Annotated in this window: 9 protein-coding genes and 1 pseudogene; 4 read left to right on the forward strand and 6 right to left on the reverse strand. The window is 65.8% G+C overall.

All coding sequences use genetic code 11. The features are described 5' to 3' along the window. Nucleotides 1-482: 482 nt before the first annotated feature. Together IEY21_RS16010 and IEY21_RS16015 are read right to left on the reverse strand one after the other, a co-directional pair. Nucleotides 483-2,828 (reverse strand): heavy metal translocating P-type ATPase, encoded by a 2,346-nt coding sequence (locus tag IEY21_RS16010; RefSeq protein ID WP_188905345.1) that lies wholly within the window; start codon nt 2,826-2,828, stop codon nt 483-485. A gap of 131 nt (nt 2,829-2,959) precedes the next feature. Continuing rightward, nucleotides 2,960-3,493, reverse strand: a complete 534-nt coding sequence (locus tag IEY21_RS16015) for a CueP family metal-binding protein (protein WP_188905346.1) — start codon at nt 3,491-3,493, stop codon at nt 2,960-2,962. A gap of 778 nt (nt 3,494-4,271) precedes the next feature. Here IEY21_RS16015 and IEY21_RS16020 point away from each other — a divergent pair. After that, on the forward strand, nt 4,272-4,661 hold the full coding sequence (locus tag IEY21_RS16020; RefSeq protein WP_188905347.1) for a DUF302 domain-containing protein: 390 nt from the start codon (nt 4,272-4,274) through the stop codon (nt 4,659-4,661). Nucleotides 4,662-4,951: 290 nt separating this feature from the next. Here IEY21_RS16020 and IEY21_RS16025 read toward each other — a convergent pair whose 3' ends face one another. From IEY21_RS16025 to IEY21_RS16035, 3 genes are all read right to left on the reverse strand, one after another. Then, nucleotides 4,952-5,644: a hypothetical protein gene (locus tag IEY21_RS16025; protein WP_188905348.1), complete on the reverse strand. Its 693-nt coding sequence runs from the start codon at nt 5,642-5,644 to the stop codon at nt 4,952-4,954. A gap of 253 nt (nt 5,645-5,897) precedes the next feature. Then, the gene (locus tag IEY21_RS16030) at nt 5,898-6,161 is read right to left on the reverse strand and encodes a metal-sensitive transcriptional regulator (protein ID WP_188905353.1); all 264 of its coding nucleotides are present in this window, start codon (nt 6,159-6,161) and stop codon (nt 5,898-5,900) included. Nucleotides 6,162-6,198: 37 nt separating this feature from the next. Continuing rightward, nucleotides 6,199-6,402: a CopZ family metallochaperone gene (locus tag IEY21_RS16035; RefSeq protein ID WP_188905349.1), complete on the reverse strand. Its 204-nt coding sequence runs from the start codon at nt 6,400-6,402 to the stop codon at nt 6,199-6,201. A 160-nt stretch (nt 6,403-6,562) separates the two neighbouring features. Here IEY21_RS16035 and IEY21_RS16040 point away from each other — a divergent pair, with 160 nt between their 5' ends. Together IEY21_RS16040 and IEY21_RS16045 are read left to right on the forward strand one after the other, a co-directional pair. Continuing rightward, complete coding sequence (locus IEY21_RS16040) at nt 6,563-9,091, forward strand: heavy metal translocating P-type ATPase (RefSeq protein ID WP_188905350.1); 2,529 nt, start codon at nt 6,563-6,565, stop codon at nt 9,089-9,091. Nucleotides 9,092-9,141: 50 nt separating this feature from the next. Beyond that, on the forward strand, nt 9,142-9,561 hold the full coding sequence (locus tag IEY21_RS16045; protein WP_188905351.1) for a hypothetical protein: 420 nt from the start codon (nt 9,142-9,144) through the stop codon (nt 9,559-9,561). A 540-nt stretch (nt 9,562-10,101) separates the two neighbouring features. On the opposite strand, the gene IEY21_RS16050 is transcribed toward IEY21_RS16045, so the two are convergent. Beyond that, on the reverse strand, nt 10,102-11,055 hold the full coding sequence (locus IEY21_RS16050) for a homocysteine S-methyltransferase family protein (protein ID WP_188905352.1): 954 nt from the start codon (nt 11,053-11,055) through the stop codon (nt 10,102-10,104). Between the two features lie 249 nt (nt 11,056-11,304). Between IEY21_RS16050 and IEY21_RS16055 the strand changes: the two are divergent. Then, a pseudogene (locus IEY21_RS16055) lies at nt 11,305-11,652 on the forward strand (transposase); the annotation flags it as partial. Between the last annotated feature and the right edge of the window lie 80 nt (nt 11,653-11,732).

Raw genomic sequence — 11,732 nt, forward strand, 5'->3', positions numbered from 1 at the left:
CGCCCCTCCTCAAACCACCCTTGAGGTCGGCTGGCAACTCGTTTTCCGTCCAATCTCATAAAATCTGTCAGGCCGCCAGGTACAGGCCCACTGCTGTAGCCTCATCCACCCCCATTACCCGGACGTTACGAGGCCTCGGCGTTCAAAGCCGGTATCACCGGGGGCGGACTGTGGCGGGTATGATCCGGCCGTGATGGCTGGTACTCGGTCAGGTGGTGGATTGGGATGTTTTCTGAACCTGCCCTCGGCTCCTGAGCACACCCTTCCTGGCCACCGGCACGTCAATTCCCCCGGGTGGCCCCCCCTGCGCACGTGGCGACGGCAGCGGGGGGGCTGACCGTGGCGTCCTACGTTTACCCTGACCTTGCCCGCAGCCCGTTCCCATCTTCCCTGACGGGCCACCCGGCCTGACCCTTCATGGTCGGCTTTCCAGATCCTTGATCAGCGCCTTCATTTCGGCAATTTCCCGAACCTGGGGGGAATCACGCTGGAGCGGGCTGAGGGTTCCGGTTGTGCACGAACTTCACGCGGTTCAGCGAGAGCGCATTCAGGGTCACAATCACCGTGCTGGCACTCATCAGCAGGGCGGCCCATTCCGGGCGCAGCAGGATGCCCAGCGACGGGTACAACACCCCGGCGGCGAAGGGAATGGCCAGCAGGTTGTACCCGGCGGCCCAGAACAGATTCTGTTTGATCTTGCCGCGTACCTGCCGGGCCAGCGTGATGGCCCCGGCCACACTGGCCGGATCGCTGCGGACCAGCACCACATCCGCCGTCTCCACCGCCACGTCTGTTCCTGCGCCGATGGCAATCCCCACCGCGGCCTGTGCCAGCGCGGGGGCATCGTTGACGCCGTCGCCGATCATGGCAACGGCACGGCCCGCATCCTGCAATTTCTTGACCTGGGCTGATTTCTCTTCCGGCAGCACATCGGCGATCACTGTGTCCAGGCCCAGCTCGCGGGCCACCGATTCTGCCGTGCGCCGGTTGTCGCCCGTCAGCATCACGGTCTGGATGCCCAGGTCATGCAGGGCCTGAACCGCCACCTTTGCTGAGGGGCGCACCCGGTCTGCCACCGCCACGACGCCCAGGGGCTGACCGTCCGCGGCGACGAACATGGGGGTCCTGCCGTCTGCGGCCAGGGTCTCTGCTTCCTGGACCAGCGAACCGAGGGCCACGTTTTCCCCGTCCATCAGTTTGCGGTTGCCGATCAGGATGAGTCGGCCTTCTACCCGTGCCGTCACGCCCTGGCCCGACACCGAGTCGAAGTCCTTTGCCTCGCTCAACGCCATGCCCCGTTCCCTCGCCCCAGCGACGATGGCCGCCGCCAAGGGGTGCTGCGAGGGCTGATCGGCAGAGGCGGCCAGGCGCAGAAGTTCGCTCTGGATCACACCGCCTGCGGGCCGCACATCGGTCAGGGCCGGTTTGCCCTCGGTCAACGTACCCGTCTTGTCGAAGACCACGGTGTCGATGCCGGCGGTGGCTTCCAGCGCGCCCGCGTTCTTGAACAGCACCCCTTCCCTGGCGCCCTTGCCCACACCGACGGTGATGGCGGTGGGCGTGGCCAGTGCCAGCGCGTCGGGGCAGGCGATCACGATGGCCGACACCGCTGCCGTCAGCGCAAAGACCACGCTCTGGCCCAGCAGCGTCCAGACGATGAACGCCAGCAGACCGCTGCCGATGGCGACGAACACCAGGTATTTGCCCGCTGTGTCGGCCAGGCGCTGGGCAGGCGCTTTGCTGGCCTGGGCATTTTGCACCAGCGCCACGATGCGGCTCAGCGCGGTGTCTGCCCCGACGGCGGTGGCACGCACCTGAAAGGCTCCGGTCTGGTTGACGGTGCCGCCGGTCACGCGGTCCCCCGCCGCCTTGCCCACCGGCAGCGGCTCGCCGCTGATCATGCTTTCGTCCACGTAGCTCTGTCCCGACGTCACGTCGCCGTCCACCGGCACGCGGTCCCCGGGACGCACGGCCAGGATGTCGCCCACGACGACCTGCGACAGTGGCAGCTCCACCTCCTGGCCGTCCCGGACCACACGGGCGGTGTCGGGGGCCAGTTTGAGCAGGGCCTCCACGGCGCGTCCGGTGGCAAAGCGCGAGCGCATCTCCAGCCAGTGGCCGATCAGCGAGAAGGTGGTCAGCATGGCGGCGGCCTCGAAAAAGACGTCCTGCGACCCCAGGAACACGGTGGCCCACACCGAGTACGTGTAGGAGACCAGGATGCCCAGAGCAATCAGGGTCATCATGTTGGCCTCGCTCCGCCGCAGGGCCCGCCACGCGGCGGAGATGAACGGCCATCCGCCCCACCACACCACCGGCGTCGCCAGAATCAGGCCGAACCAGGCCATGTCCAGCCCGAAGGGCGGCGCATACCGGAAGCCCAGCGCCTCGCCAATCGGGGAGAACAGGACGATGGGAAGGGTCAGAATCAGCGAGACGATGAAACGGCGCAGCATGTCCGCCACCATCGCCTCGCCGTGGCCGGCGTGTTCGTCGTGCCCAGCGTGGGAATCCCCGTGATGGGCATGGTCATGCGCGGCTGGCCCCGCCGGATGACCGGGCTGGGACACCGAGGGTGCGCACTCCTGGCAGGTACAGTCATAGCCCGCCGCATGCAGCCGCTCTTTCAACGCGGCCTCGGTGACGACGGCGGGATCGTACTCCAGGTGGGCCACCCCACGCGTACGGTCCAGATGGGCGTGGTGGACGCCGGTGACATGGGCCAGATCGTTTTCCAGTCCGGCGTACTCGCCCGCGTCGAAACAATCTTTGAACTCCACTTCGAGGACGCGGCGTGACCCCGCCGCGGGCTGATGCTGGTGCGTCATGGGTGGACCTCCGCAGGTCTGTGCCCGGCTGACGGGCCGGGAACCAGGAATTTGGCCGACGTGTGGTGCTGCGCAGGGCCACGTGACAGGTCGAAGCTGGAGCGGAAATTCGCGGGGCGCCCGATTCCCGCCTATCGCAGCCGCATCGTGGTGACGCAGGTATCACTGCCCGCGTGTGTGCTCAGCACACCGCTGGTGGTTTTTCCGCCCGTCTTCAGCGAGACCTGATAGGTCTGGTCGCGGTCGAGCCACACCTCCACAAAGCCGTTGCTCAGGGTCTTCACGGTTCTGTGCATGACCGTTTTGCCCGCCTGGTTCCTGACCAGGATGTTGACGGGAGTGTTCACGAGTTCACCCTGACAGCCGGACATGGAGTGGGTTTTGCAGGAGTGGGTCTGATTCACGTAAGGGGCAATGGCCACCACCATCTGCTCGGAAGGCAGGGCCACGCTGTTCTGCTGCCCGTCGGGGAAGCGGAACACCACCGCCTCGCTGGTCACGTAACTTTGCAGGCCGCCCGCGTTGCGCCATTGGTTCGCCTGGGCCAGAGCCTGGTGCGGCGTCAGACCCCGCAACTGAGCGGGGCTGGGCATGACGGGCTGCGCGGCAGCCAGCAATCCTGCGCTGACCACCGTGAGGAGAAGCGTCGCTGTCGGTGTACTCATGCCCATGACGCTAATGGCGTCCTGTTCAGCTTTCGTAAAGCGCTTTCCGAACCGGTTTGCTTTCAAGCACCAGCTCCGGTGTGCATTTGAGTGGGCAGGACGGTCACCCTGAACGACCCGCTGAAAATGGTCCCCGGTCCTTTCTGCCTCTAGGCTCCTGACGGTCGGGAACGTGCGCCGCATGGCAAACAGGTGCCACAGGCGCTGCGGCCGGGCAGGTCCCGGCTGACCGTTCAGCTCAGCTGCTTCCTGGGGCCGGACCGAGGATCGGGGTTGGTCGGGCTCAGGTTGCCCTTGATCAGGGCCGCTGAACAGGGCTATGAAGACATGGTGGGCCGGGCGTATGGCCGCACCGCAGAGATGGCCGGCAATCCAGCACAGAGGACGAACGGAGGTGTTCAGGGATGAAGACCGGCAGACGGCTGACCCGCACCGAGCGGCGTCTTCCTGAACTGCTGGGAAGCGCACATGCTGGATCAGCCGAGAAGTGATCGGTCGGGACCGAGGACGGCCAGGGCATGATGGTGGGGGACTGAAGTTCTTACGCCCCATCGTGTGGGACGGGGCACGGTGACGCCCACGGAACTTTGCAGCGCTCGGGGCAACCGCTACACCGGGACAGGGGCCACCCCGAACCTGACCCGAACGACGCTGCGTCTGCAGGGTGGCAAGATGTGCAGCCGGTCAAGGCCGTCACCGGAGACATCCGGGGGTACGGCTGGTACGGTGTCTCTTCCGGCGGGGTCAATTCAGACCCGTACCGATTCAGGAGGTTCGCATGACCGACTTTGCCCTCAAGCGCACGTTCGAAGCCGATGTGGACGCCGTTCTCGAACGACTGAAGACTGCACTCTCGGCCGAGGGTCTGGGTGTGCTCTACACCCTCGAATTCAGCGACATCATCGCCGATAAGACCGGACACCAGCTGGCAGGCCGCGTGGTCGGGCTTGGGGTCTGCTCGCCGGACCTTGCCCGACAGGCCCTCGAGCTTGACCCGAACGTCGCCGCCCTGCTGCCCTGTGGCGCGTTTGTGAGCGGAACACAGACCGGCACCGAGGTGGGCTTTCTCGACCCGGTTCTGGCGCTCGGATTGACACAGAACGAGGCGCTCGGCCCGCTCGGAGCCCAGGCCAGCTCGATGCTCCAACGGGTTCTGGACGCGATGTGAACCGGTGAGGTGCGGACTGCCAACCGTTGAATCCCAGGAGTAATGGCATGTTCCGGGCCTCTGAGCCGAGCTGACCGTGCATCTCCACCGTCAGTGGGCGCTGTGCCGGGAACCGACACAAACACCGCAGCGCGGCGAAACTTCCCGAGGAGCCGTGGTCATGGAAGGCACCCGGCCAGATGGCTTCACCGCTGGGCACGACCACATTGCAGGAACCACCAGTGCACAAAGCTGGTGGTCCCTACTGCGGGGAGATCAGCCGCGTCCCTTTTCCTTTCCATTCAGCACCGTCAGTGGTCGTGCCCGTCGTCATGTCCTTCGGCCGCTGCACCCGGGGTCTCTGCCGGCATCACTGCGGGAATGGGAGCCGCAGTCTCCTCGGTCGCCTGCTCGGCGGCACCTTGAGGGGACGGATGGGTCGTGGGAACTGTTCCGGCCTCTGCGCCGTGGGCATGGCCGGCGGGCGTGGCCACGACTTTGGACAGTGCACCCAGGCCTCCGAACAGCAGCGCGGCCACGCCCAGGGTGCCGGCTGTCAGCCGGATGACCTTGCGCCCCAGCGTCAGCCTTTCGCGCACGGCGAACGCCGCCACAGCCAGAAGCAGGCCCACGGGGATCAGGACCGTGGAGTAAAGGGGATTGTCCAGGTAATGCTGGATTCCGCCCGTCATCATGCCGATGCCCACAGAAAGAACGAAGGACACCAGCAGAAACGTGCCCAGTCCGGTCGCGCGCCTGTTTTTCTGAATGACGTACTCCTGCAGGTAGTTTCCGGCCGTGAAACACACCACGCCGACCGCAGCGAGCGTGATGTAGAAGACGGTGTTCTCCCCGAGTCCCAGGTGAACGATTCCACCGGCGATGAAGCTGGTGGACGCCAGCATCAGAAAGTACGCGGTAAAGGGCAAGAGCAGCCGGCTGCGGACCGAGTGCTGGCTGGAGAGAGGGGCTTCCGAGAAAGCGTCGGGGTGGGAGGAGGTCACAAGACCAATTTTGTGGGCCCGCAATTAAGTTTGTGTAAAGTCCGGCCCGAGGTTTCACACCACCCTGACGTAAGACCATCCGCAGCAGTGGCAGTATATGTGCTGAGCCTTCCGCAGACGTAGCTCCGGACCTGCGGTGGTGGACCTGCCGGCGTGCGGTCTCAGGCGAACCGGGCGCCGGCAGGTCCACACGAAACGTCTCCTGCAGGCCACCGGGCCGCAGGAGAACGCTGCTCCATCTTCACTCTTCACTTCAGGTGTACTTGAGGGCTTCCATCAGTTCCTCGACGATCTCGATGCTGTCTCCCCGCTGGTGGGCGGTGGCGACGTGCGCTTCCAGGTGACCGCGCAAGACCACCTCTCCCGCGCCGGACAGGGCGCCCTGCACCGCCTTGATCTGCCGCAGCACATCCACGCAGTAGGCGTCCGGGTCATCCAGCATTCCGACAATGGCGTCAAGGTGTCCACGCGCGATTTTCAGGCGCCGGGAGGCCCGCTTGCGGGCGTCGTCCGGCATGCACAGCCGGTCCGACACGCTGCACGCGGGCGCGGACTCACTGGCGGAGCTGGGCACCGTAGCCTTCGTCCCTGACGGCCGCCACCAGCGCCTGCGGGTCAGCCGGACCCCGCACCTGGGCCGTGCCCTCGGCCAGATTGACCGCGGCGTCCTCGACACCGGGCACCGACTGGAGGGCCTTGGTTACAGCAGTCTGGCAGTGTCCGCAGGTCATGCCGCTCACGATCAATTCCGTCGTCATGACCAGAGCTTATATCCTCCCCCGGAGGGTGTCAAGATGAGGGGTAGCACCGTCCCTGGGCTTTCCGGGCATTAAGGCAAACTCCCACCTGCGAGCCTTGATTCCAGCAGTGGATTTTCCTATATTTGCCTAAATCCCCCCTGGGGGGATAAGGAGAGGTATGACGACGCGCGAACCAACCGTGATTGAAATCGGCGTGCAGGGCATGACCTGTGCAAGTTGCGTGGGCCGGGTGGAGCGGGGCCTGAAAAAGGTGGAGGGGGTCGAGGACGCCGCGGTCAATCTGGCCACCGAACGCGCCCGCGTGCGCTTTGATCCAGCCCGGACCGATGCACGGACATTGATCGCCACCGTGCGCGACGTGGGCTACGAACCCGTCACGGCCGAGCTGGAGTTGCCGATCACCGGGATGACCTGCGCGAACTGTGTGGGCCGGGTGGAGCGCGCCCTGAGCAAGGTGAACGGCGTGCTGAGCGCCAGTGTCAACCTCGCCAGCGAACGTGCCCAGGTGGTTTACCTGCCGGTGGCCACCACCCCCGGCCAGCTGCGCGCCGCGGTGCGTGAAGCCGGATACGAAGTGCTGGAGCAGGAACAGGGTGCGTCGGGTCCGGACACCCAGCAGGCGGCGCGCGAGGCCGAAGTTGCTCACCTGCGCGCCCAGGTGGTCTTCAGCGCGGTCTTCGCCGTGCCGCTGCTGCTGATCGCCATGTTGCCGATGCTGTGGCCGGCCCTGGAGCGCAGCTTGATGGCGTCCATCGGCATGGGCGCGCTGAACTGGATCATGCTGGCGCTGGCCGCGCCGGTTCAGTTCGGTCCCGGACGGCGCTTCTACCGCCTGGGATGGGCCAGCCTGAAGCACCGCAGCCCGGACATGAACGCGCTGGTGATGATCGGCACGTCCGCTGCCTTCTTCTACAGCCTGGTCGTGACCCTGGCTCCACAACTGTTTCCGGTGGGGACCGCCCACGTGTACTACGAAGCGTCCGGCGTGGTGATCACGCTGATCCTGCTGGGCAAATACTTTGAGGCGGTGGCCAAGGGCCGCAGCAGCGCGGCCATGAAAACCCTGCTGTCCCTGCAGCCCAAAGAAGCGCGGGTGCTGCGGGATGATGTGGAACGTCTGTTGCCCGTGGACGAGGTGCAGGTGGGCGACACGCTGCGGGTTCTGCCCGGCGAGAGCATTCCCCTCGACGGCGAGGTAATGAGCGGTCAGAGCTATGTCAACGAGAGCATGATCACCGGTGAGAGCGTGCCTATTCAGAAAGCCGGGGGGGCGGCCGTGATCGGCGGCACCCTCAACGGCAACGGGGCGCTGACCATCAAGGCCACCCGCGTCGGCAACGACACCGCTCTGGCCCAGATCATCAAGCTGGTCGAGACGGCGCAGGGCAGCAAACCCCCGATCCAGGGTCTGGCGGACCGGGTGGTGGCGGTGTTTGTGCCCATCGTGCTGGTGATCGCTGCCGTGACGTTCATGACGTGGCTGCTGCTGGGCGGTGAGGGTGCGTTTGGTCAGGCACTCATCAACATGGTGGCGGTGCTGATCATCGCCTGCCCGTGTGCGATGGGCCTGGCCACCCCGGTCAGCGTGATGGTGGGCACCGGCAAGGCCGCCGAGCTGGGGGTGCTGTTCAAGAGTGGCGACGCGCTGGAAGGGCTTCAGGCCGCGCAGGTCGTGGCTCTGGACAAGACCGGAACGCTGACGCGCGGCCGGCCGGAACTCACCGATCTGAGCGTGCTGCCCGGATTTGCGCGTGCCGACGTTCTGCGCCTGGTTGCCAGCGCCGAACAGGACAGCGAGCATCCCATCGCCCGCGCCGTCGTGAACGCCGCCCAGGCCGAGGGTCTGCCGCTGACCGCGACCGACTCGTCGCAGGCCGTGCCGGGCTTCGGCCTCGACGCGGTGGTGGGCGGGATGCGGGTGCAGGTTGGCGCGGACCGCTACATGGCGCAGCTCGGCCTGGACGCGGCGTCCTTCGGGACGCAGGCCGCGCAGCTGGGCGATGAGGGCAAGACTCCGCTGTACGTGGCGCTGGACGGTGCGCTGGCGGCGATCCTGGCCGTGGCCGATCCGATCAAGGACGGCAGCCGGGAAGCGGTGGCGGCGCTGCACCGCCAGGGCCTGAAGGTCGCGATGATCACGGGCGACAACGCCCGCACCGCTCAGGCGATTGCCCGTCAGCTGGGCATCGACCGGGTTCAGGCCGAGGTGTTGCCCGGCGACAAGGCCAAGGCGGTCCGGGCCCTGCAGGAAGGAGGGCAGAAGGTGGCGTTCGTGGGCGACGGCATCAACGACGCGCCCGCCCTGGCCCAGGCCGACGTGGGTCTGGCGATTGGCACCGGCACCGATGTGGCCGTAGAAACGGCGGACGTGGTCCTGATGTCGGGTGACCTGCGCGGCGTGCCCAACGCTGTGGCGTTGTCGCGCAGCACCCTGCGCAACATCCGGCTGAACCTGTTCTGGGCCTTCGCCTACAACGTGCTGCTGATTCCAGTGGCCGCAGGCGTGCTGATTCCCGCCTTTGGCCTGCGGCTGAGTCCGGTGCTGGCCGCCGCCGCGATGGGCTTTTCCAGCGTGTTCGTGCTGACCAACGCCCTGCGGCTGCGGGGGTTCCAGCCGCCCCTGCCCCCCAGTGCGCCCCGGCCCCAGCCCGACGGCGACCGTGAAAGGCAGCCTGTGGCCACCTGAGCGGCTGCTCATCCCTCACTTCTTCGCCCCCATTCCAGGAGACCTGTCCCATGCCCAAACTCACCGTCGGCCCGTGGATCGCCACCCAGAAACTCCCCAGCAAGGCGCTGGCCCGTGACCGTCAGGCTTTTCTCGAACGAACGCGGCACCGGCAGCAGGCGCACGAAGTGGCGGGTCTGCCGCTGGTCGGGCTGGGCGGCAGCTGCGGCAAACCCTGTTTTGCCCTGCCGTACACCCTGAGCTGGAACGACGCTAACACGCGCGAGCTGGAGCAGATCGGCGCGGACTTTGGATGTTTTGTCGAATACGGCGTGTACCCGCACCTCAAACTCCTCGACGGTGAACAGGAGGTGGCGGCGGTTCAGGACTGGACCACCTTTGCCACCGTGTACCTGCGCCCCGGATACGAGCGGGCCGAGGAACTGTTGACCGAATTGCGTGACCGCCTCGCGCCGCCGCAGACGTCTTGACGGAACGCACTGGTGTGCGGGCCTCATGATCAGGACAGTCCTGGGCACCGCATTCGTGGAACTTCCACCATAAATATCAGCACACATGTGTTTTAGGCCCACCATTGTGGGCCGGGTTTCCGTTTCTGCGGACATGGGGCGCCGACATGGGTGTCTGGGGGCCGGCGACGACGGGCTGGATGGATTCACCGGATACGTCATCTCCGATCTGGAAACCATGTCTGCCAATGCTGACGAGGCCCCGTTGTAGTCCCACCGCCAACTGGCAAGGCTGAGCCTCGCTTGCGGAACACTCGGGAACCCATGGACGTTCAGGAATCCGTCCCCTATCCCTCATTCAGAGTGGGCCAATAAACCAGGGTCACGTCACACGTCAGCCTCCATTTCTCACCACAACCCCAAGTTCCGCGGGAAGCATTCTGCCCAACACATCATTCAGGGTGCTCCTTCCCCCAGGCAGCACACTTACTCGACTCATTGCACGGAATCAGCAGTAGAACCGCAAAACTGGGTCACCCTCAAGGCGGGTGAGCAGCGAGGTTAGGGGGCCTGTGGATTTGCCGGCCTGTTCACGCACGCCTCGGCGACCGCGGTCACGTGGCGCAGGTCGGTGCCGCAGCAGCCGCCCAGCACCGTGATCTGCGGCTGTCTTTCTAGAAGACGGCGGTAGAGCCGGCCAAGCTCGACCGGGTCCCCGGCATCCAACGTGGTCATGGCGTCGAGCTCTCGGTGGCTGCAGCGTGAGGCGTTGGCGCGTACTCCCCGAATCCGCTGTGTCCAGGCGGCGGACTCCTCCAGCACCGCCGCGAAATGGTCCGGATGAGCGCAGTTGATCATGTAGTACGCGGGGTACTCGCCGGTCGCCGTGTCGACCGCCTCCACGGCGTTCATCAGCGGATCACCGGTCGGCAAACGTCCGTCCGTTTCCAGCGTGAAGGAGACCGCCACCGGCAGGCCGACCTCCTGCGCCGCCAGGACGACACCGGTCGCCTCGTTCACGTTGGTCATGGTAAGCGCCGAGAGCATGTCGGCTCCAGCCGCAGCGAGCACGCGCGCCTGGTGCAGGTGATACCCGGCGGCCGCCGTGACGTCCATGAACTGGCCGGGGTCGTACCCGTCACCGCGGGGGCCGACGCAGCCGCTGATCACGATCTCGAATGTACTGGACGCGAACTCTTCCCTCAATTGGTGCAGCAGGTCGATGGCGGCGATATTGAGCCCGTCGAGTTCGGCCGGGCGGAGTCCCAGCGGCGCCGCCCAGTCGGGGCTCGCACGCCAGGTAGCACTTTCGAGGATGAACCCGGTGCCGAGCCCGCGGGCGAGCTCCAGGTACGGACGGTAATACGCCTCGAGCGCGGCGCGTCCCTTGTCGGTGCCGAGCAGCACGATGGACGCGAAGCAGGGAAGATCGACGCCGCGGTTGAAGATGAAGTCGGTCTCCAACCCTCCGTCGGTGAGCACGAGGCGATCGAGCTGGGGGAGCGGTCCTTTCATCTCGGCCTCCACGGACTGGAAGGGCGCTGGGCAACGCGGCGAGGTGTGCTCCAAGCTTACCACCACAGCAACAGAGAAAACCCTTTGCGGGACCGGCGCCCTGGCCAGGCGCGCCCCTTTGGTGCTCGAATACAGGACGGGGCCCCGGTCACAACTAGTAGGACTTTGTCACTCTGGGGCGGCCTTCAGCCGCCCCTCGCCGTCGTGACCGATGCTCTGAGGATGACAGTGCCCCACAACTGACAGCGGTTGTTTTCGGACTTCCTGTCTCCGTGTCTGAAAACGCTTGACCATCCCAAGCAGCGCACCTGCCTCTCCAGATACGTGCGGGGCTTGCTGGCCCCATTGGAACGGAAGAGCGCAGAACCCATCGCAGAGCACGTCGGGATGCCGTACCAACGTCTCCACCAATTCCTGAACGTCAGTCCCTGGGGGACTGACGCACTCGACCATCTCCTGGTCACACGTGCGCAGTCACTGTGCGGGGGGAACAAAGGCGTCCTGATCATCGACGACACCGCGCTGCCCAAGAGTGGTGAGCACAGCGTCGGCGTCGCGCGCCAATACTGCGGTGCGCTCGGAAAGCTCGCCAACTGCTAGAGCCCGTTTTGGAATTTCACGCCTCTCTGGGCGAGCAAATACCATGAGGAATGGCCTCTCAGACGTATGGTTCTGAT

This window comes from Deinococcus aerophilus (assembly GCF_014647075.1).
Taxonomy (GTDB): Bacteria; Deinococcota; Deinococci; order Deinococcales; family Deinococcaceae; genus Deinococcus; species Deinococcus aerophilus.